We start from the raw sequence: 20,453 nt of genomic DNA on the forward strand, positions 1-20,453 counted from the left end.
TGAGTGCCCTGTGCAGGAAGACTTTCGTCTGATTTTGGACATTGTGACGGTATTGGCGGCAGCGGCAGCGGGTGGATTTTTGGCCTCACTGCTGAGGCAGCCGGTGTTGCTGGGCTACTTATTAGCCGGGATCTTAGTGGGGCCCACCGGGCTGGGGTGGATCAAAGAGTTGGTTCAGGTGGAAACCCTGGCTCAATTTGGGGTGACCTTTTTGCTGTTCACCTTGGGGGTGGAGTTTTCCCTGAAAGAATTGCGCAAAGTGCGGGGGATCGCCATTGGCGGCGGCATTTTGCAAATCAGCCTGACGATTTTGATCACGGCGGTGCTGGCAGTGGTCAGCGGCTGGTTGACGCCGGTGCAAGGGATCTTTTTAGGGGCCGTACTCTCCTTGTCTTCCACGGCGGTGGTGCTCAAAAGCCTCACCGAGACCAACCAGATGGACACTCCCCAAGCCCAAGCCATGTTGGGGATCCTGATTGTGCAGGACTTGGCAGTGGGGCTGATGCTGGCGGTGTTGCCGGCTTTGGATTGTCCCTTGCCGGAGCTGGCGGGATCCCTGGCCAGGGCCTTGGCAGAAATCGGCTTGGTGGGGCTGGGGGCGGTGGTAGGCGGGATTTGGCTGGTTCCCGGTTTCCTGCGTCTGCTGGCTCAGCAGGAGAGCAAAGAGGTGTTTCTGCTGGGGGTGATCAGCCTCTGCGTGGGGATTGCCCTGTTGACGGAGCGGCTGGGCATTTCCAGCGAGATTGGGGCCTTCATTGCCGGGCTGATGATCTCGGAGGTGGAATACGCCGACCAAACCCTGGACTATGTAGAGCCTTTGCGAGATGTGTTTGCCGCTCTCTTTTTTGCGGCCATCGGCATGCTCATCGATCCCAGCTTTATCCTCGGCCATCTGTTGCTGATCCTGGGGCTGGTGGGGCTGGTGATGGTGGGCAAGTTTTGCATCGTGGCTCCTTTGACGCGGCTGTTTGGCTACGCTCTGCCGGCAGCGGTGGTGGTGGGGCTGGGCTTATCGCAAATCGGCGAATTTTCCTTTGTGCTGGCCAGCGAGGGGCAGGCGTTGGGGTTGGTGTCGCGACAGATCTATTTGTTGATTGTCAGCACTACAGCCGTTACCCTTCTGCTCACCCCCTTTCTGCTGAGGGGCGCTCCTCGACTGTTTTCCGGGCTACACGGGATCCCCTTCTTGGCCCGTTGGTTGGAATTGGGCGAGCGGCCTCGTGCTCTGGCCCCTGAGGCTCCTCAACAGGGGCATGTGGTGGTGTGCGGCTATGGGCAGGTGGGGCAAGATATTGTGCGCATTCTGGAAGCCCGTCGTCACCCCCTCTTGGTTATCGATCAGTCAGAACGGGTGATCCAACACCTGCGTTCCCGTGGGATCCCTTACTTGTATGGGAATGCCGCCAGCGCCTTGGTGCTGGAGAAAGCTTGCCTGCCCCAGGCCCGCGCTCTGGTCATTGCCCTGCCGGATCGCATGAGCATCCGCCTCTGCCTAAAACGAGCTCTGGAGTTGGCGCCGCGATTGGATGTGGTGGTGCGAGCTACCGACAAGGAAGACATCGAACAGCTCTATCAGTTGGGGGCCAGAGAAGTTGTCCATCCCGAATTCGAGGCCAGCTTGGGTCTGTGCAGCCATGTGTTGCTGGAATTGGGAGAACCCCCAGACATCATTCAGCAGGAGATCCTGGCCATTCGCAGCAGCCACTACCGCGATCTGCGCCCTCTCCACCCCAGTTGCCTGATCCCTGCCCCCCTCAGTTGGCTAACGCAGCAGGCCCAACCCCTATCCCCAGAAAGCCCTGCCAACAGTAGCCATGACAGCAGCCCGGCAGAATCTTCCTCGGCGTGGTGGGAACGCTGGCAGCGGCCCGTTCAGCCGGAATGGGCAGGGATCCCTGGCTCTGCCGATTGACGCACCACCCCTGCTACACGCGAAGCACTCCAACGGATTTGGGTAGGGAGTCTCCCTTGTTTTGGATCCCCGTTCAAGTTATCCTGGGAGCTGTATCAACGGTTTGTTGACAGGTTTACCGTAGATTAGCCGCGGGTTTAACTTCCCTCACCCTCTCCAGAAGACTCAGCCGGCAACCATCCAGCAACTTCTCAGGCAAACCACTAGCTAGGCAGAACCTATGGGTATCACCATCGAAGGGGTATCGAAGCGTTTTGGGCAGTTTCAGGCCCTTCACCCCACCGATCTCACCATTCCCACGGGATCCCTGGTTGCCCTCTTGGGGCCATCGGGTTCTGGCAAATCCACCCTGCTGCGCCTGATTGCCGGCCTAGAAAAGCCGGATACGGGGCGGATTTCCCTCACCGGGCGGGATGCTACCCATGCCAGCGTCCAGGAGCGCAACATTGGTTTTGTTTTTCAGCACTACGCCCTGTTCAAGCACATGACGGTGCGGCAGAACATCGCCTTTGGCTTGGAGATCCGCAAGGCTTCACGGGCCGAGATTCGGGCACGGGTGGATGAGCTGCTGGAGCTGGTGCAGCTATCGGGGTTCGGGGATCGCTACCCCTCTCAACTCTCTGGGGGGCAGCGGCAGCGGGTGGCCCTAGCCCGCGCTTTGGCGGTGGAGCCGCAGGTGTTGCTGTTGGATGAGCCCTTTGGGGCCCTGGATGCCAAAGTCCGCAAAGAGCTGCGCAAGTGGTTGCGGCGCCTGCACGATGAGGTGCATGTGACAACGGTATTTGTAACCCATGATCAAGAGGAAGCCATGGAGGTGGCGGATCAGATCGTGGTGATGAACCAGGGGCGGATCGAACAGGTGGGATCCCCGGCAGAAATCTATGACCATCCAGCTACACCCTTTGTGATGAGCTTTGTCGGCCCGGTCAACGAGCTTTCTCCCCGCTCCCAACTCTTTTGCCAGCTTCCCGAGGTGCAGGCCGGCCCGCATCAGCTTTTTTTGCGCCCCCACGATGTGCAGATTGAGGTCAACCCCGGCAGCAGTGGTGTTTCTGCCCGCGTTAAGGAGATCATCCACCTGGGTCGGGAGATTCAGGCGGAGCTGATTCTTAGCGATGGCGGATCCCTGTGGGCCCATCTCAGCCGCGAGCAATATGCCAACCAACCCCTGCAGGTGGGGCAGCAGGTCTATGTGCGCCCCAAGGTGGTGAAAGCCTTTCCCGTCAAAAAAACCGAGATGACCGCAATGCCGGTGGGAGCTTGAGAAACGTTGCTGCAAGCTTTGTCTCAACTGTCTTGGCCGTGGCGGCTGACCCTGGGCTATCTCTTCTTGATGTTGATTCTGCCGCTGGCTGCCTTGATTGCCAAGTCCAGCAGCGTGGGCTGGGCGGAGTTTTGGCGGATCGCGACGGATCCCGTGGCCCTCTCCGCCTATGAAGTTACTTTTGTAACCGCGTTGCTGGCGGCTCTGATCAACGGCGTGATGGGCACCCTGACTGCCTGGGTGCTGGTGCGCTACGCCTTCCCCGGCAAAAAGCTTCTCGAGGGGTTGATCGATCTGCCGTTTGCTTTGCCCACCGCCGTGGCCGGCCTCACCCTGGCAACGGTTTACAGCAGCAACGGCTGGGTGGGATCCCTTTTGGCCCCCTTTGGGATCCGCATCTCCTTTACCCGCTTGGGGGTGGGTGTGGCGATGCTGTTTATTTCTTTTCCTTTTGTGGTGCGGACGGTGCAGCCGGTGTTGCAGGAGCTGGAGAAAGATGTAGAAGAGGCAGCCTGGAGTTTGGGGGCTTCCCGCTTTCAGACCTTCCGACGGGTGGTGCTGCCCCAGATTCTGCCGGCAGTGCTCACCGGGGTGGCCCTGGGGTTTTCCCGCGCCGTTGGGGAATACGGCTCTGTGGTGATCATCGCTTCCAGCATTCCCTTTCGGGATTTGATCGCGGCGGTGCTGGTGATTCAGCGGCTGGAACAACACGACTATGCCGGGGCAACGGTGATCGGAACGGTGATGTTGGGGATCTCTTTCCTGTCGCTGGTGGTAATTAACCTTCTGCAAGCCTGGGGAAGTCGCCATGAAACCTAAGGGGGTATCGGGTGTCAAGCCGGAGCCATCGACAAACCCTTGGCTGTCGGGCCTGTTGATCGGGATCGTCGGGCTCTACATCGCGCTGCTGCTGGGGATCCCGGTGGTGAACATCTTCTATCAGGCGTTTCGAGAAGGGATCCCAGCCTTTCTCCATCGCCTGACGGAGCGGGAGTTGCTCAGTGCCCTGCGGTTGACGGTGCTGACGGCGCTGGTCGTTGTGCCCCTCAATACCTTTTTCGGCCTCTGTGCCGCCTTGGCCATTGCCCACCGGCGTTTTCCGGGGCGGGCCCTGCTCCTGAGCCTGATCGACTTGCCCTTTTCCATTTCCCCGGTGGTGGCCGGCCTAATGCTGGTGCTCATCTTCGGGCGTCAGGGTTGGCTGGGATCCTGGAGGGTTATCTTTGCCTTTCCGGGCATTGTGTTGGCAACGGCTTTCATCACCCTTCCTTTTGTGGCGCGGGAAGTGTTGCCGGTGTTGGAGGAGGCAGGCACCGACCAGGAAGAAGCCGCCAAAACGCTGGGGGCAACCCCCTGGCAGATCTTTTGGAGAATCACCCTGCCCAACATCCGCTGGGGCCTTCTGTACGGCGTCATCTTGACCAATGCCCGCGCCATGGGGGAGTTCGGCGCTGTGGCTGTGGTTTCCGGCAACATCATTGGCCGCACCCAGACCTTGCCCCTGTTCGTGGAAGATGCCTACCGCAGTTATGCCACTGCCTCAGCCTACGCGGCGGCGGTGGTGCTCTCTTTGCTGGCGGTGGTGACCTTGGTGGCCAAAGAGCTGCTGGAGCGGGGATCCCATTCCCGCCGGATCTTTTGATCCGTCAGGGTGTGGATCAGACGGGCTCGGTGAGGATCTCTGGCAGACAAACCTTAGTGCCCCCCAGGCCGCAGTAGCCGCGCGGATTCTTGGCCAGATATTGCTGGTGGTAGTCTTCGGCGTAGTAAAACTCAGGCGCGTCTAAGATCTCGGTGGTGATCTGGCCGTAGCCGTGGGCGGTCAGGGCCTGCTGATAGAGATCGCGGGTTTTTTCCGCCAGCTCCCGCTGCGCCGGAGAATACACATAGATGCCGGAGCGGTATTGGGTGCCCACGTCATTGCCCTGGCGCATCCCCTGGGTAGGGTCGTGATTTTCCCAAAACACCTTCAGCAGTTGGGCATAGCTGACCTGAGCCGGGTCGTAAACCACCCGCACCACTTCGTTGTGGCCGGTCAGGCCGGTGCAGACCTCTTCGTAGGTGGGGTTGGGGGTAAACCCGCCGGCATAGCCCACCGCCGTGCTGAACACCCCTGGCACCTGCCAAAACCTGCGCTCTGCCCCCCAGAAGCAGCCCATGCCAAACAAGGCCAGCTCCATGCCCTCAGGAAAAGGCGGCTGCAGCGGATTGCCGTTGACAAAATGCCGATTCACGATCACCATCGGCTCGGCCCGGCCCGGCAAGGCTTCTTCCGGTTTGGGCAGGGACAGTTTCTTGCCAAGTTTGCCAAAGCCAAAGAGCACCATAGGGACAGCCCGATACATTCGTTAACAGTTACCAGCCTAGCTCAGTTGGCTCCTCATGTGTTGGAAAAATCCTTGATCGGGTCAGCTCACCGATTCAAAAGCCCCCAGCCGCTTGGCCACTAGCAGATAGACGGTCATGATCCCCATCGGCACAACCGTGAAGGCTGCCGCCAAGGGAATGTTGCCAGAGGTGCCCTGGAAGGTGAGAACTGCCTGCCCGATAAAATAGCTGGAATTGCCCAGAGAATAGGGCACCACAAAATCTCCCAATATTAAGGAAAAGGTAAAGACCGACCCGGCCAGGATCCCTGGCAAGGCGAGGGGGAGAATAACATGGCGGAATGTTTGCCAACCCTGAGCCCCCAAATCTGCAGAAGCCTCAATTAAGCTATCGGGCACTCGCTCCAAAGCCGCCTGGATCGGCAGAATCATATAGGGCAGCCAAACATAGAGAAACACCAAGAAAATACCCAAGTTGGATACAGCCAGCGATGGCCCACCGATCCCGGGCAACTGCAAAATCTTTTCCACCCAGCCCTGTAGGCCCACATGGGTGAGTAGGTAGGTGAGGATCCCTTCTTTGGCCAGGATCAACTTCCAGGCATAAACCCGAATCAAATAACTAGACCAAAGCGGTAGGAGCACCAACAAGTACAAAAAGTCCTTCCAGCGAGGAGAGGCCAGTCTGACCATGGTATAAGCCAGAGGAAAAGCCAACACAATTGCAGCTAGGGTCACTGCCAAAGCCATAGTCAAGCTGCGGACAAAGATATCCACGCTGGCAGGAGTGAGCAGCTCTCGATAGGTGGCCAAAGTAAACTTTCTCAGGATCAGGCCGGTAAAGGGATCCAGATGATAAAAACTTTGCAGCAGCAGCGCCAGCAGCGGCCCCAAGTAAAAGACCAGCAACCAAATGAGAGGTGGCCCCAACAGAATGGCAAGGGTGAGCGTCGGGTGATGATAGAGGAATCCAAACAGATCGGGTTTATCGGTTATCTGAGTTGTTTTGGCCATGGCCAGGCAGGCATGAAGATCAGCTTTTCATTCCCTCTTTTTGGTGTTATTGGAATTGTAGGTCGACGAGCCAATAGAATTCAACAGAATTGGGATTGAGAAAGTGCGAACAGGCAAGAGGGATTGGCTTGTCTACACCTGCCGGCGGGTATCCTTTGAGGGAAAACGGCAATCAGAAGATGCCGGTATGGTCATTTCGACTCAAACTAGGACACTGCACCCACACCTAAAACATTGGTCGCGTCGTCGCGTCAGCGCTGCGGAGCAATAATGCATGGGGCCATAAGGCTTTTCTCGTATAGCCCAGGTGTCTCACTCTAGCCTAAACGACCATATCTTGCTTGGCGGGAAGTGGAGGGCCATCGTAGACAGGGATCCTTTGAACCTTTTGGGGGCATTGGGAGTCAGACAAAGCAAGGTTGAGAACAAGGGAGCGTCCTCTCGTGCAGGCGGCAAAGGATACATCCGATTGGGAGCTGATCCAGCGCTGCCTCAACGGCGACAGCCAGAGCTTTCGCCAACTCTACCGCAAATACCAGCAGTCGGTACGGAATATCCTCTATCCCTTGTGTGGAGCCGATCTTTTGGATGACCTGGTTCAGGAAGTGTTTATTCGCGCCTGGAAAGGGTTACCTCGGTTTCGCGGCTCGGCCCAGTTTTCCACTTGGCTGTATCGCATCTGTTGGAATGTGGCCTCAGATCAGCGGCGGCGCTGCGCCCGGCAACACTCCCAAACCCAAAACCTGGCCCTCGGATCGGATATCGCTCACCCTGGCCCCGACCTGATGCACTTGCACTACCAACAGGCTCTACAGCGAGGCATGGCCCAGCTCAGCCCCGAACACAGAATGGTTCTGATTCTGCACGACTTGGAAGACCTGCCCCAGAAAGAGATTGCCGAGATTTTAAGGATCCCGGTGGGAACGGTGAAGTCCCGGCTGTTTCACGCCCGTGCCACCATCCGTCAACACCTACTTCAGGAGGGCATTACCCCATGAGTGAGCACCCCAACCCCCTAGCAGACGAGCGGCTGCGCCACTTTTTGCGTCAATATCGCCCCCTCCCTCCCCCTGCGGCCTCTGGGCTGGAGGAGCAGATCCTTCAAGTTGTGGCGACTCATCCACTTCATGGCCGGCTCAAGCACCCTTGGCGTTGGGTTGGCATCTCCCTTTTGGCGGGCGCTTTGCTGGGCTGGATTGGCTATCAGCGCTGGCAGGTACAGGTGGTGGCCCAGGAGACCGAAGCCCTAGAAAGTTTTTTGGTGAGCACTTGGGGAAGCTTGCTGAGCCCAGAGGGAACAGAAACCGAAACTTGGTGGATAGAACGCGATCCAGAGGGATCCTAAATCCATCAGCCTCACGAATATCCCCCTTCATTGACCATTACACCGCTGAGACTTCTGAGACCTTGGTCAGATTCTTGGTCAGATTCTTAGAAAAAGCCTGCAAAGAACCATGAGAAATGCTTGGATTTGGATCCCCATTTTGCCACTCTACCTGGGATCCCTGGGTGAACCGGTGATGGGCCAACCCCGCCCCCTGCGAATGATGGATTTGCGCCGCCCCTTTGCTCGCAATTTGCGGGAGCTGAACCTCTCCGACGAGCAGTTGCGGCAATTGCAGCAGATCCGCCACCGCAAACAGGAAGAGTTGTTGGAGCGCATTTTGGAGTTGAGGGCAGCCCGCGGTCGATTGCGGGAGTTGCTGGTCGGCGATGCCCCTGAGTCAGAAGTGGCAGCTCAATTTCAGCGGGTACAACAGCTAAGCCAAGAAGTAAATGCCAAACGTTTTGAGGCAGTTCTGGAAATGCGACAGGTCCTCAGCTCAGAACAGCGGCAACACCTGCTGAAAATTCTCGAAGAGGCCGCTCCATTTTAATTGGATGGCTGGTTGGTATGAGCTGTTATGGTCATTTAAACAGGAATGAAACATTTCCGCCTGGCTCCCCTCTTCCTCTGAGAGAAGGGGTGAAGGCAGTGGCAGGGAGCGTTTGGGGAGTGTCTCAACCTAGCTTGAAATGACTATAACAAGGCGCTTAAATATCCAGGGCAACAATGACAGGGGCATGATCGCTGGGTTTTTCGGCCCGCCGTGGCTCAACATCGATCCAGCAAGCGGTGGCTTTCTCCTGTAGCTCACGAGACAGATAATGATGATCAATGCGCCAGCCGCGATTCCTTTGAAACCCCCCCGAGCGATAGTCCCACCAGCTAAAATGGCCGGGATCGGGGGTGAACTTGCGAAACGCATCCTCAAACCCTAAAGCCAAGATCTCCCGCAGGGCTTGTCGCTCCGGTTCGGAAGCCATAATTTCTCCCGCTTTTTGGGGATCATAAATATCCCGATCTTCCAGGGCAATGTTAAAGTCCCCGCAGAGCAGGATGGGATCCCCTTGGCTCAGGGCAACCGCGAGGTAATCCTTCAGTGTGGCCAGCCAACGCAATTTGTAGGCATATTTTTCCGATCCCACCTCAGAACCGTTGGGCACATAAAGGTTGAGAATACGGATCCCGCGGTAGATGGCGCTCATCAGCCGCTTTTGCTCATCCAAATCTGCCGCCGCAGGCAACAGCGCACCAAACCCCCGTTCCACTTTTTCCGGGGGATCCCGGCTGATCAGAGCCACACCGTTGTAGGACTTTTGCCCGTAGACCTCCACATGAAAGCCCCGCTCCTGAAAGGCCGCCCGGGGAAAGTCTTCATCCACCACCTTAGTCTCCTGCAGGCAGAGCACATCCAGGGATCCCTGGCTGTCCAGCCAAGCCAAAACCTGAGGCAGCCGGGTGCGAATGGAGTTGACATTCCAGGTGGCCACTTGCATGAGGGATCCCGCTCACTCCACCAAGGCTCTTCCTCGGATTTGGGCCAGCCGCTCCGCATCCAGCACCTCCCCCTCGGTGTAGTAGCCGGCAGCTTTTTTGGCCTCGATCTCCACACGGGCATCCGCCGGGATCAGCTCTTCTGGGATGGGCACCCGCTGCAGAACCTCAATGCCGGAGTTGGTGATGGCTCGATACTTGAGGTCGCTCATGGAAATCAGGCGATCGATTCGGGTTATGCCCAGCCAATGGAGCACATCCGGCATCAACTCCTGAAACCGGATGTCTTGCACCCCTGCCACACACTCGGTACGGGCGAAGTAGGCATCAGCCCGATCCCCTCCTTCCTGGCGCTTGCGGGCGTTGTAGACCAAAAACTTGGTCACCTCTCCCAAGGCGCGGCCTTCTTTGCGCAGGTACACGATCACCCCGGCTCCACCGGCTTGGGCCGTCTTAACGCATTCTTCAATGCCATGCACCAGGTAGGGGCGGCAGGTGCAAATATCCGAGCCAAACACATCGGAACCATTGCATTCGTCGTGAACCCGCACCGCCAGGGGCAAAGCCGGGTCGGTGATGGCGGCCACTTGCCCGATGATGTACACCGTCTGGCCACCGATGGGCGGCAAAAACACCGATAGGTCTGGGCGAGTCACCAATTCTGGAAACATGCCTCCCGTCTGCTCGAAGAGGGTGCGGCGCAGCAGGCTTTCGCTCACCTGCAATCGTTTGGCGATCCCCGGCAGGTACCAGACCGGCTCGATTGCGGCTTTGGTGACCACCAGGCTGCCATTGTCTTTGAGGATCCGGCCATCCACCCGCAACCGCCCTTTGTTGACCGCCTCCTGCAGTTCGGGCATGTGGATGTGGGCCTGGGTAATGGCAATGGTGGGACGAATGTCGTAGCCCTGGGCATAGAGGGGGGCAAAGACTTCTCCCACAACCGCTCCCCAGGGATCCAAAGACACAATCCGGTCTGGATCTCCCCAGCTTGGGTGAGGGCCAATCGACACCACCGGGGCAGTATTGGTTAAATCGGCGCGGTGATCCGCCTGCAAAGAGCCACTGGCCACAGCCAATGCCCGATAGACAGCGTAGGCTCCCGCATGGGTGCCGATGACATTGCGATGGGCAAGATTGGTCAGGCTACCCACCACCGGCCCCCGCTGCAGTGGATCCAAGGATCCCCAGCGAATCGGCTGGGCTTGCGTCCCATAAGGGGAGGGATGGGAGGTGAGAACAATGTGATGAGGACGGGAGGAAGGTTCGCTCATGGTCCTCAAATGCCTGGAAAATGGAAGAATCTGGAGAAAACAGAATTATAGGCGATCCCCAGCCATTTCAAGAGAGCTTGCCCCTTCTTTTGGGGTGCTTAGACAACGATTTTGGCCAAACCCAAGGGGCGGATCCCTGTCGGCGAAACCTCGACCCGATAGGGCAACATCTCCACTCCGGCTTGCAGGGCCTCACGAAACAGACGGGCATAGCGGGGATCCCGTTCTTCGCCGGGGGCAAACTTGGTGCAATCGGCGCGATTGATCCAGTACAGCAGCAGGGCACGCTGACCCTGTTGGCGCACCGCGATCAAATCTTCCAGGTGTTTTTGGCCGCGAGTGGTCACCGTATCGGGAAACAGCGCGCGGGATCCCACAGCCCAGGTGGTATTCTTCACCTCCAAATAGGCCGAGCCAGAGTCTCCTGTCAGCAGAAAGTCAATTTTGCTCCTGCCGCAGGTCACCTCCCGTTGCCGGCGAGAAAACCCTGCCAACTGGGGAAACCACCCTCGCTCCAGCCCCCAGTCCACCAGGCGATTGGGCAAGCTGGTGTTGATCCCCACCCATACCCCATCCACCTGGATCATCTCCCAGGTGTAGGCCAGTTTCCGTTTTGGCTCCGGGTGATGGGAGAGGTACACAGGTGCCCCCACCTGACAGACCCCACTCATCGGCCCTGTGTTGGGGCAATGGGCGATGATCTGTTGCCCGTTTTCCAGCTCCACATCGGCCAAAAACCGCTTGTAGCGGCTGCGCAGCACCCCTCTGTGCAAGGGGCTCGAAAAGCGGTAAGGCACCGGCCCATCCCTGCACTCCATCCGCAAAGCCTCTCCTTATCGTAGGTATTTTTTCTTTAGGATTTTGGAAATCTTCTCCGTGGATCGTCTCTCCTGCGCTAGGGTGAATCATGTGTCCCAAGGCTTGGGGCAGCCTTTTACGGCTTTTTCCGACTTCATGGGAATTCTGCAGATCACTCTGGGAAGCAGTAAGATCCCTATCGCACAAGAGAGGCGTCTGCATTAGCTGTAGTCAGTGCTGCCGGAAAGAGCTGTATTGGCGATTAAACCCATTTAACACGTCTTTTTTCTGCCCTTTTGTCAAAACTTGGAGAAGAAAACCCGAATGCTGCGTCTTGATCCTGATCCCGGCTTTCAGCCTGCGGATCCCTTGCAGGACAACCGTGGGCGTGTGGCCATATTCATCGACGGATCCAATCTGTTCTATGCCGCTCTGCAACTGGGCATTGAGATCGACTACACCCGCCTGCTGAAGACGCTGAGTGGTCGGTCGCCCCTTTTGCGCTCTTTTTTCTACACCGGCGTCGATCGCAACAACGAAAAGCAGCAGGGGTTTTTGCTCTGGATGCGCCGCAATGGCTACCGCGTGGTTACCAAAGAGCTAACCCAGTTGCCCGATGGATCCAAGAGAGCCAACCTGGATGTGGAAATTGCCGTGGATATGCTGTCGCTGGTGCGCTGGTATGAGACAGCTGTGCTGGTGAGCGGTGATGGGGACTTGGCCTACGCGGTCAATGCCGTCAGCTACCAAGGGGCGCGAGTGGAGGTGGTTAGCCTGCGTTCCATGACCAGCGATCAACTGATCAACTTGGCGGATCGCTACATCGACCTGGAATCCATCAAAGACCAAATTAAGAAAACCAACCGTCCCTCCTCTCCCTACCTGTACCGACCGGGGTTCACCACTGATGAGGAGGACGAGGGGTGACTTCATCCCTCACCCCTAGCTCCTCTCCCCAAAAGAGAGGAGCGATCAGTTCAGTAAGTTCACTGTGATTCCGAGTTTGAAGGGATCCCCTGCAGCAGGTAAACCGGGTTCAGGGGGGCAAAGCGGGTACCCTCGGCCAGGACGGCAGAGCGAGAGATCTGAACGTGATCTACTCGAACTTGCCAGCCGCGCGAACGCAGCCATTGCAGGGCCTCGCTGCAGGTTTCTAGGGTAGCGAAGTTGGCCACCAAGATCCCTCCAGGCCGCAGGCGGGCTTCCACCACCGGCAGCAGGTCGCGGATCCCTTTGCCGCCGCCGCCCAGCACCACCCGATCTGGGTCGGGCAAGTTGGCCAACACTTGGGGGGCTGCCCCCGGGATCACCTGCAGGTTCTCCAGTCCAAAGCGTTGCCGGTTGCGCCGAATCAGGCAGATGCCGGCGGCATTCCGCTCAACGGCGTACACCTGAAGTTGGGGGGAAAGACGGGCTATTTCGATGGCCACCGAGCCGGTGCCGGCACCGATGTCCCACACCACGCCCTCCTGGGGGAGCTGCAGGGATCCTAAGGTGAGCAGGCGGATGGGCTGCTTGGTGATCAAGCCGGGCTGGTCGGGAAAGGTGTAGAACTGGTCGTCCGGGATCCCTACCAAAGGCCAGCGATGGGGATCTGGCTCCGGTTCTACCCGTCGCAGCACCACCACGTTGGGGTTGGAGAAGGATGAATTCTGACCTTCCTGGAGGGGCACGATCTGCTCTTGAGGGGATCCCAGTTGACTACAGACCCAGGCTTGGTAACGCACCGGCAGCCGCAGGTCGGCAATGAACTGGGCCAAGACGGTCGGTGTATGCTCCGGATCGGTGAGCACCACGATCACAGGGGATCCCTGCTTGAGAACGGCTTCCAACCGCTCCACTCCCCGCCCGTGCAGGCTGAGGATGGTCGCCTCCTGCCAGGGGATCTGCAGGCGGTTCAGGGCCAGCTGCACCGAGCTCACCTGCGGATAGAAGGCCAACCGCTCCGCTGGGAAATACTCCGTCAACAGCCGCCCGATCCCGAAAAAAAGCGGATCCCCGCTGGCCAACAAAACTAGGGATCCCTGAGCCATCTCCTGCTGCAAAAGCGGGATCCAACTTTCCACCGGCCCGGTGAGCGGGATCTTGCGGGCCGGATGATCGGTAAAGTGCCGGAGCAGATGAGGGGCTCCTGCCAAAACCCTGGCTTGGGAAAGGGGGGGGATCCCCCAGGAAGCCACAGAGCCATCCCCCGCTACCCCTACGACCGCAAGCTGAGGTGACCGCCCAGGTGCTGCCGTAGCCATTTAACGTTCGACAGGTGGGTGGTATTGGCGCATGTGATTGAGAAAATCCAGTCGCAGCTCCGCCACTTCCCGTTGCATTTCCCGCATCTCCCGAATAAAGCTGAGTTGAGCCTCGATCAGGCGGCCATCGCGCTCCCGAAATTGCTCCATCATCATGGCTTGCGCTTCCCTCAGTTCGGCAAACCCAGCCTGCATATCTCGGCGGCACTCCTGTATGGCCACCTCCAGCTCGTCTCCCCGCTCTTCGTTCTGTCGAATCCGCTCCTGGTTCTGTTGGATCAACGCCCTGATCTCCTGGATTTCGGTCTGGAGTTGGGCTTCCATAGCCTGCCGCTCGGCCCGCATTTCGGCCATCTGGGCCTCAAAGCGCTCAGCCGACCGCTGCTGCTCGGCCCGCATTTCGGCCATCTGAGCCTCAAAGCGCTCGGCAGATCGTTGCTGTTCAGCCCGGATCTCGGAGATTTGGGCTGCAAAGGCCTGCCGCATCTCAACCATCTGAGCCTCAAAGCGCTCAGCCGACCGCTGCTGCTCGGCCCGCATTTCGGCCATCTGAGCCTCAAAGCGCTCAGCCGACCGCTGCTGCTCGGCCCGCATTTCGGCCATCTGGGCCTCAAAGCGCTCGGCAGACCGCTGCTGCTCAGCCCGGATCTCGGAGATTTGGGCTGCAAAGCCCTGCCGCATCTCAACCATCTGAGCCTCAAAGCGCTCAGCCGACCGCTGCTGCTCGGCTCGCATTTCGGCCATCTGGGCCTCAAAGCGCTCGGCCGACCGCTGCTGCTCAGCCCGGATCTCGGAGATTTGGGCTGCAAAGCCCTGCCGCATCTCAACCATCTGAGCCTCAAAGCGCTCAGCCGACCGCTGCTGCTCGGCCCGCATTTCTTGGATTTGTTCTTGTTGTTGCTGAAGGTTGCGAATCAGCCACTCCTCTTGTTCTGGGGTCATGGGAAAGGTCTGAAGATATCCCTTCAATTCTAGTCAGTTGGGGATGAGATCCCGTTGGGCTGCCAAGAGAAGGGCGTTGACAACGGCAGCGGCTACCGGGGATCCGCCTTTGCGGCCCTCCACGCGAATCTGGGGAACATCCGTTTGCGCCAACGCCTGCTTGGCCTCTTCCACCGCCACAAATCCCACCGGCACTCCGATCACCAAGGCCGGCTTGACCCGCTGTGCCCGAATCTCCTCCACCAAAGCCAGCAGTGCAGTGGGGGCATTGCCGATGACAAACAGGGCTTCCGGATGGCGGCGTGCTAAGTTCACCATCCCATTAGCGGCACGGGTTTGGCCGGGCCAACGAGGCTCCTCCACCCAGTCCAAAGCGCAATGGAGCGGGATCCCTTGCGCTCTCAGACCTGACTGGATCCCGGCTGCCACCATCCTGACATCGACAACGACAGGCCGCTTTTGCCGCAGGGCTGCCAGGGCTTGTTCGACGGCGTTGGGGCCGAAGAAAAAGCGATCCCGTAGCTCAAAGTCGGCAGTGGCATGAATGGCGCGGCGCACCACCTCATAAGGGATCCCTTGCCAGGGGTGGGGGCCGATCTCCTGATCGATCTGGCGAAAGCTGGCAGCGGTAATCGGGTCTATCCCGAAGGCTTCATCCATTGGGTCTGGGGTTATGGACACAGTCATGCTGGCATGTCCTGGAAGATATAGAAGAACCGGTGGCAAAGTACGTCCTATTAAATGATGAGCCGAGGAAACCACTAAGATTGGTCTAGCCTAAATTGGAGATGAGCCTATTGTTATCACCCACTTCTCCCTTGCACGGACTCGACTCCCATCCTTCCCCTTCTGCTCCCGTCGGCGCCAATTCCGTTGGCGCTCCTGGTTTCTCCTCTGTTGATGCGCCCCCCCCTTCCCCAACGGGTAGCGACAGGGATCCCTTGTCGGCTTTGCCTCGCTACGGCTACCCCCAAACCTGGCATTGGCGGGGCTGGCCCATCCATTTCACTTACACTCCCAGTCGTGCCCAAACCCCTGCCGGTGTAGTCAACTTAACGGCAGCTCCGGCCCTTTTAATCCACGGATTTGGGGCTTCGGTGGGCCATTGGCGCCACAACATCGTCCCTCTGGGATCCCAGCGCTCCGTCTATGCCCTCGACTTGCTGGGATTTGGCAAGAGTGCCAAGCCGGAGATCGCCTACAGCGTTGATCTGTGGGTGGAGCAGGTGTACGAGTTTTGGCAAACTCACATCCAGCAGCCCAGCATCCTGGTAGGCCATTCCATCGGGGGCTTGGTGGGGGTAATTGCCGCCGCCCGCTATCCCCAAATGGTGAAAGGCTTGTGCTTGATCAGTTGTGCCGATGGGCCTCACCCCGAAGAATTACCCCCTCCCTGGGATGTCTTGGTGCAGCTCCTTTGCGACGGGATCCTGGCCGTCTTGGGCTGCCCACTCACCTATCCCCATTTGTTTAACTGGCTGCGGCAAACCGAGGTGCTGCGGGCTTGGATCAAAAACGTCTACAAGCGGGATGAGCAGGTGGATGAGGAGCTGGTGCAGATCTTCCAGAGGCCGGCCTTTGAGCCGGGGGCAGCCCACGTGTTTTTGGACGGTCTGAGGGCCATTCTCTGCCGCCGCTTCGACAGCCCCAAACGCCTGCTGCCCACCCTAAAAATGCCTATCTTGCTACTTTGGGGCCGAGAAGATCCGGCAGTGCCCAGTTTTTTGGCAGACCAATTTAAGCGCTGGCAACCTGCCCTCACCTTGGTGAAGCTGCCGGGAGTAGGCCACTGCGCCCACGACGAGCTGCCTCACTGGGTCAACACCCTCATCGGGGAATGGGCGGCCAGTCTGGAGACCTGCCCTGACTTGCCCACCCCCCTTCAGCGGGATCCCCGAGTCGGCTAGCTCAGCAAGTGATCTGAGCTATTCCCGGCAAGGTGCCACAAGTGAGGGCTATCGGCACAGGGCCCCCCCCAGCTTGGAACACCCCCAAGCCAAATCCCAGCCTGCCGCCGGGAAAAGGGATCCCGCTCAGAGATCAGGGGGCAGCTTGAGGATCTGATGCTGGCGCATCCCCTGCCAGCGGCGAATGAGATCGCCATCAATACCGAACTGATCCAACGCCTTCACCACCACAAAATCCACCAAATCTAGGATGGTACGCGGCTGGTGGTACCAAGCTGGAATGGCCGGAACAATGCGCGCCCCCGCTTCTGCCAGAGTGGTCAAGTTGCGCAGGTGGATCAGGCTAAAGGGGGTTTCCCGCGGCACCACCACCAAGCGTCGTCCCTCCTTGAGCTGCACATCAGCAGCCCGCTCCAGCAGATCCGAGCTCAAGCCGGCAGCCAACTTGGCAACTGTACCCATGCTGCATGGGATCACCAACATCCCCTGCGTGCGATAGGAGCCACTGGCAATGGTTGCCCCCACATCCTGCCAGCGATGACAAACCAGGGATCCACCGCTGCTCTCGGCTTGTTGTCGCCAAAAGTGGGCCTGCTTGCGGGGGTCTGTCGGCAGCAGCACCCCGTGTTCTCCCTGCCACACCTGATAGGCCGCTTTGGAGACCACCACTTCGACACAGTAGTCCAGGCTGAGCAGAACATGCAGAGCACGCACAGCATAGAGCATCCCTGAAGCGCCAGATACGCCAAGGATGATAGGCAGAGAGGATGTCAAGGGCCGCCGGGGAACGTCTTCTGCTCAAGTCTAGCGAGGGGAGCTGTCCCTCGCCTGCTCAGGGGATCCCTAACCCACCGCTCCAAAAGACTTGCACAACGCGGGATAAAAATGCTCCTGGCACAGGTTGAAGGCAGCGTTCAAGTCGCAGTCTGGCTCTTTGCTGTTAGGTTTGCAGATTTTGTCGCCCGTTGCGGATCACCCGCAAGGATTCCACCAACCGCAACTCCAGGTCTTGCAAAACCTGATCCACGTAACGGTGGGCTTCCCGCTGCAGGCGCTCCGATTCCTGAAGCGTCTGTCGCCGCACTTCCTCACTCTGTTGATAGGTTTGTTGCAACAACTGCTCCGCTTGAGCTTGGGCCTGTCGCAGAATGGTCGATTCGTTGAGGAGCTGCTCGGCCCTGCGCTGGGCCGTGGCCACAATTTCTTGGGCGTAGCGATTGGCCTCCGCCAAGATCCGATCCCGCTGGCGCAGCAATTCTTCCGCTTCCTCTAGGGCTATTGGCAGGTTCAGGCGGATAAAGTCCAACTGCTCCAGAATCTTTTCCTCTTCAATAAGGGTGCGAGACCAAAACAGGCGAGGGCTACTGAGAATGGCTGCCTCCAGTTGATCCAGGGCCTCCTGGACGCGCATCAGAGCCAGGGTCTGATCCCCAAAGGGTACGCCGGCACGATTGGAAGGATCAGAGGGCAATTCTCGCATCAGTCCAGAGGAAAGTGGCCGCGCCAAGCAAACGGGCAAAGCAGGCAAGATAACGCCTACCATATCAGGTTCTCGGTTTCCTGAATCTGCGCAGTCTCCCCTTCGCTCCAACCCCTCTTTGGTCAAGGAGATGTTCTTTCTGATACTCAAATATGGCAGATTTTCCCCCTTGCAGAGGCTATGAGCCAAGCGGCAGAGGCCGGCGCCGGTCAGTTGGTGCCACAGCCGTTGTTTTATCCATTGGAGCTGAAGTTGCCCGGCTGCAAAAAGAGCGCCAACGGAAGTTCGTTTTTTGAGTTGCTGCCAATTCCCTGAAGATGGCCAAGCTCCGGGTGGTTGACAGCAACCTGTGGCACACTGAGGAGAAAGGAGTTAGAGCCCGAGCTGCTCATGCCACAGCCGCAGCCCCCCCGCAGACTGGAAGACCAATTTGTGGAGAATGTCTCCCGTTACCCCACCTACTTTATTACCGTTTTGCTGGGGGGGATCTGGGCCGGCCTCCAGCCTTTTGTTAGCCTGTATCGCAAAAGTCCAACAGCGGCGGCCATGGTGACGCTGGGATCCCTGCTGTTGCTGCTGTTTGTTTATTTCACCCTGCGAGGCATGACAGGGAATACCTTTTTGCCAGAATGGCTGCTGGGTTAGCCGTACAGTGGACGCCGGAAGCAGAGGCACGCCTCAAGGAGATTCCTTTTTTCGCCCCGCCGCCCGCAAGAAAAGCGAAAAGCTTGCCCGGAAATTGGGGATCCAGCAGATACGGTGGACACCTCTGAGCAGGCCACGCAACAATTGGGCTCTTGAGGGATCCCGGCTGCAAGCTGTAGCGAGGGGATTGGATTTGCCGCTAGCTTGGTAGAGGTGTTCTCCTCCGTTCCCTCGTTTATTTTTGCAACTCATGGCAGATTGGATCCTGTTGGCGCTGGTGGGTTCTGCAACCTACCTGCTGCTGCAAAAAAGTGTGGCCCGCCTTTCGAAGGTGCCGTGGCGGATCCTGTGGCTGGTGATGATGCTGCCCCCTTTGGTTTGGGTGCTGGGGCGTCAGGTGTTTCAGTACGAATTGCCTCCCTTGCTGATGTTGCTGCTGTTTCTCACCTCCTACTTTACCAGCATGACCTTGGTGAGACGAGGGGGCATTCGACCCCCAACCGTAGACCCTCGGCCCGAAGTGGAAAACGCATCCCCAGAAGCGGATCCCTCGCCGGCTGCAGAACCTGAGCCGGAGGAAGAGGAAGAAGACAGCGCCGCAGATCCGGTCTCGGTGGCTCTTGCCCACACCCCCATCTCCGAAGTGCCGCGGGAAAAGCTGAGCCACTGCTTCCCCTGGAACGTCTTTTATTTGCAAAATGTGGAGTACCGCCCCCAGGCGATCATCTGCCAGGGCAACTTGCGGGCGGATCCCAGTGAAGCCTATGAGCGGGTGCAGCAAAACGTGGAAACCACTTTCGGCAAACGCTTTTTGGTGGTGCTGCAGGAGGGGTTTGCCGGTAAGCCCTTTTTTGCCTTGGTGCCCAACCCGGCGGCGCGGCGCTCCCTGGAGGACAGTCGAGAGTTGCCGCTGCTGGCTTTGGGGCTGTTGCTATTCACCTTCTGGACGACCCTCAGTGCTGGGGCCCACGCGGCTGGGGTTAGCCCTGACCGGCTGCTGCATTTGCCCTCTCTGATGAAAGGATTGCCCTATGCGGTCGGGATCCTTGCCATTTTGGGATCCCATGAGTGGACTCGCTACTGGGTGGCCCGCCGCCACCACATCAAAACCTCGCTGCCCTATTTCATCCCGGTGCCTTTTGTCCTAGGGACTTTTGGGGCGTTTATCCAGTTGAAAGAGCCGGTGCCCAACCGCAAGGTGTTGTTTGATATCGCCGCCGCTGGGCCGCTGGCAGGGAGTCTTGTTGCTTTGGGCATGCTGTTGCTGGGGCTGTTGTTTTCAGCGCCTGCAGATCCTCCCGCGGTGCCGGAGGGGCAGCCGACCCCGATTAGTTTTCATCGCATTGACCCGCGCCTATCGGTGCTGCTGGCAATTCTGGCCCGCATGGTGCTGGGGGATCAGTTGCAGCCGGGGCAGGTGATCGAGCTGCACCCGCTAGCCTTTGCCGGCTGGCTGGGCTTGGTGGTGATTGCCTTTAACCTCATGCCGGTGGGCCAACTGGATGGAGGGCACATTGTCCACGCAGTGTATGGACAGCAGATGGGAGCGAATGTGGGCCGGGTAGCCCGCTGGTTGGTGTTGCTGCTGGCTTTGACGGTGCAGCCTTGGCTGTTGCTCTGGGCGCTGCTGCTGTTTGTGATTTCCAGTGCTGACGAGCCGGCCCTCAACGATGTGACGGAACTGGACGAGGCTCGGGATCTGCTGGGGCTGGGGATGCTAACGCTGCTGGTGCTGATCCTGCTGCCGGTGCCGCCGTTTTTGCAAAATGGACTGGGCTTGGCCTAGATCCGGGGTAGGATCCAAACCGCCCCTGACCTCGTTCTCC

The 20,453-nt window shown here is 58.6% G+C and carries 21 protein-coding genes; 11 read left to right on the top strand and 10 right to left on the bottom strand.

The features are described from left to right. The first annotated feature begins 10 nt into the window (after nucleotides 1-10). The 4 genes from NW842_RS05955 to cysW all read left to right on the top strand — a co-directional run bounded on the left by NW842_RS05955 (nucleotide 11) and on the right by cysW (nucleotide 4,818). Nucleotides 11-1,912: a cation:proton antiporter gene (locus tag NW842_RS05955; protein WP_414375034.1), complete on the top strand. Its 1,902-nt coding sequence runs from the start codon at nucleotides 11-13 to the stop codon at nucleotides 1,910-1,912. A 220-nt stretch (nucleotides 1,913-2,132) separates the two neighbouring features. Continuing rightward, the gene (locus tag NW842_RS05960) at nucleotides 2,133-3,176 is read left to right on the top strand and encodes a sulfate/molybdate ABC transporter ATP-binding protein (RefSeq protein ID WP_414343938.1); all 1,044 of its coding nucleotides are present in this window, start codon (nucleotides 2,133-2,135) and stop codon (nucleotides 3,174-3,176) included. A gap of 6 nt (nucleotides 3,177-3,182) precedes the next feature. Continuing rightward, the gene (gene cysT / locus NW842_RS05965; RefSeq protein ID WP_414417666.1) at nucleotides 3,183-3,995 is read left to right on the top strand and encodes a sulfate ABC transporter permease subunit CysT; all 813 of its coding nucleotides are present in this window, start codon (nucleotides 3,183-3,185) and stop codon (nucleotides 3,993-3,995) included. Beyond that, nucleotides 3,985-4,818, top strand: coding sequence for a sulfate ABC transporter permease subunit CysW (cysW, locus tag NW842_RS05970; RefSeq protein WP_414375039.1), 834 nt, complete (start codon nucleotides 3,985-3,987; stop codon nucleotides 4,816-4,818). The genes cysT and cysW overlap by 11 nt, the downstream gene beginning before the upstream one ends. A 16-nt stretch (nucleotides 4,819-4,834) precedes the next feature. On the opposite strand, the gene msrA is transcribed toward cysW, so the two are convergent. Continuing rightward, nucleotides 4,835-5,503 carry a peptide-methionine (S)-S-oxide reductase MsrA gene (gene msrA, locus NW842_RS05975; protein WP_414375041.1) on the bottom strand — a complete coding sequence of 223 codons (669 nt, stop codon included), beginning with the start codon at nucleotides 5,501-5,503 and terminating at the stop codon, nucleotides 4,835-4,837. Nucleotides 5,504-5,584: 81 nt separating this feature from the next. Beyond that, entirely contained in the window at nucleotides 5,585-6,517 is a 933-nt protein-coding gene (locus NW842_RS05980) for an ABC transporter permease (RefSeq protein WP_414417667.1), read from the bottom strand. A 443-nt stretch (nucleotides 6,518-6,960) separates the two neighbouring features. Here NW842_RS05980 and NW842_RS05985 point away from each other — a divergent pair, with 443 nt between their 5' ends. The 3 genes from NW842_RS05985 (at nucleotide 6,961) to NW842_RS05995 (ending at nucleotide 8,394) form a co-directional block, all read left to right on the top strand. Then, nucleotides 6,961-7,515 (top strand): sigma-70 family RNA polymerase sigma factor, encoded by a 555-nt coding sequence (locus NW842_RS05985; RefSeq protein WP_414375045.1) that lies wholly within the window; start codon nucleotides 6,961-6,963, stop codon nucleotides 7,513-7,515. Beyond that, a complete protein-coding gene (locus tag NW842_RS05990; protein WP_414343942.1) occupies nucleotides 7,512-7,862 on the top strand; it encodes a hypothetical protein in 351 nt (116 codons plus the stop codon). The genes NW842_RS05985 and NW842_RS05990 overlap by 4 nt, the downstream gene beginning before the upstream one ends. Before the next feature lie 109 nt (nucleotides 7,863-7,971). Continuing rightward, complete coding sequence (locus NW842_RS05995) at nucleotides 7,972-8,394, top strand: Spy/CpxP family protein refolding chaperone (protein ID WP_414343944.1); 423 nt, start codon at nucleotides 7,972-7,974, stop codon at nucleotides 8,392-8,394. Between the two features lie 157 nt (nucleotides 8,395-8,551). On the opposite strand, the gene xth is transcribed toward NW842_RS05995, so the two are convergent. From xth to sfsA, 3 genes are all read right to left on the bottom strand, one after another. Further along, nucleotides 8,552-9,337: an exodeoxyribonuclease III gene (xth, locus tag NW842_RS06000; protein WP_414330217.1), complete on the bottom strand. Its 786-nt coding sequence runs from the start codon at nucleotides 9,335-9,337 to the stop codon at nucleotides 8,552-8,554. 12 nt (nucleotides 9,338-9,349) lie between these two features. Then, nucleotides 9,350-10,609 carry a GTP cyclohydrolase II gene (locus NW842_RS06005; RefSeq protein ID WP_414343949.1) on the bottom strand — a complete coding sequence of 420 codons (1,260 nt, stop codon included), beginning with the start codon at nucleotides 10,607-10,609 and terminating at the stop codon, nucleotides 9,350-9,352. 98 nt (nucleotides 10,610-10,707) lie between these two features. After that, nucleotides 10,708-11,427 (bottom strand): DNA/RNA nuclease SfsA, encoded by a 720-nt coding sequence (gene sfsA / locus NW842_RS06010; RefSeq protein ID WP_414375047.1) that lies wholly within the window; start codon nucleotides 11,425-11,427, stop codon nucleotides 10,708-10,710. A gap of 304 nt (nucleotides 11,428-11,731) precedes the next feature. Between sfsA and NW842_RS06015 the strand changes: the two genes are divergently transcribed. After that, a complete protein-coding gene (locus tag NW842_RS06015) occupies nucleotides 11,732-12,334 on the top strand; it encodes an NYN domain-containing protein (RefSeq protein WP_414356551.1) in 603 nt (200 codons plus the stop codon). A 59-nt stretch (nucleotides 12,335-12,393) separates the two neighbouring features. On the opposite strand, the gene cbiE is transcribed toward NW842_RS06015, so the two are convergent. Genes cbiE through NW842_RS06030 form a run of 3 tightly spaced genes read right to left on the bottom strand, consistent with a single transcriptional unit; the run spans nucleotide 12,394 to nucleotide 15,282 of the window. Beyond that, nucleotides 12,394-13,653, bottom strand: coding sequence for a precorrin-6y C5,15-methyltransferase (decarboxylating) subunit CbiE (cbiE, locus tag NW842_RS06020; RefSeq protein WP_414417668.1), 1,260 nt, complete (start codon nucleotides 13,651-13,653; stop codon nucleotides 12,394-12,396). Next, complete coding sequence (locus NW842_RS06025; protein WP_414356556.1) at nucleotides 13,654-14,595, bottom strand: hypothetical protein; 942 nt, start codon at nucleotides 14,593-14,595, stop codon at nucleotides 13,654-13,656. A gap of 33 nt (nucleotides 14,596-14,628) precedes the next feature. Further along, nucleotides 14,629-15,282 carry a cobalt-precorrin-8X methylmutase gene (locus tag NW842_RS06030; protein WP_414375151.1) on the bottom strand — a complete coding sequence of 218 codons (654 nt, stop codon included), beginning with the start codon at nucleotides 15,280-15,282 and terminating at the stop codon, nucleotides 14,629-14,631. A 101-nt stretch (nucleotides 15,283-15,383) separates the two neighbouring features. Here NW842_RS06030 and NW842_RS06035 point away from each other — a divergent pair, with 101 nt between their 5' ends. After that, the gene (locus NW842_RS06035; protein WP_414375149.1) at nucleotides 15,384-16,502 is read left to right on the top strand and encodes an alpha/beta fold hydrolase; all 1,119 of its coding nucleotides are present in this window, start codon (nucleotides 15,384-15,386) and stop codon (nucleotides 16,500-16,502) included. Nucleotides 16,503-16,628: 126 nt separating this feature from the next. Here NW842_RS06035 and NW842_RS06040 read toward each other — a convergent pair whose 3' ends face one another. Together NW842_RS06040 and NW842_RS06045 are read right to left on the bottom strand one after the other, a co-directional pair. Then, nucleotides 16,629-17,276 carry a flavin prenyltransferase UbiX gene (locus NW842_RS06040; RefSeq protein ID WP_414356563.1) on the bottom strand — a complete coding sequence of 216 codons (648 nt, stop codon included), beginning with the start codon at nucleotides 17,274-17,276 and terminating at the stop codon, nucleotides 16,629-16,631. Nucleotides 17,277-17,442: 166 nt separating this feature from the next. Next, nucleotides 17,443-18,045, bottom strand: a complete 603-nt coding sequence (locus tag NW842_RS06045) for a hypothetical protein (RefSeq protein WP_414417669.1) — start codon at nucleotides 18,043-18,045, stop codon at nucleotides 17,443-17,445. A 327-nt stretch (nucleotides 18,046-18,372) separates the two neighbouring features. Between NW842_RS06045 and NW842_RS06050 the strand changes: the two genes are divergently transcribed. Both NW842_RS06050 and NW842_RS06055 read left to right on the top strand, forming a co-directional pair. Then, nucleotides 18,373-18,627 (top strand): DUF751 family protein, encoded by a 255-nt coding sequence (locus NW842_RS06050; RefSeq protein ID WP_414356569.1) that lies wholly within the window; start codon nucleotides 18,373-18,375, stop codon nucleotides 18,625-18,627. A gap of 250 nt (nucleotides 18,628-18,877) precedes the next feature. Then, nucleotides 18,878-20,413 carry a site-2 protease family protein gene (locus NW842_RS06055; protein ID WP_414417679.1) on the top strand — a complete coding sequence of 512 codons (1,536 nt, stop codon included), beginning with the start codon at nucleotides 18,878-18,880 and terminating at the stop codon, nucleotides 20,411-20,413. The last annotated feature ends 40 nt before the right edge of the window (nucleotides 20,414-20,453 follow it).

It is taken from the genome of Synechococcus sp. R55.4 (genome assembly GCF_047461935.1).
Classification (GTDB): Bacteria; Cyanobacteriota; Cyanobacteriia; order Thermostichales; family Thermostichaceae; genus Thermostichus.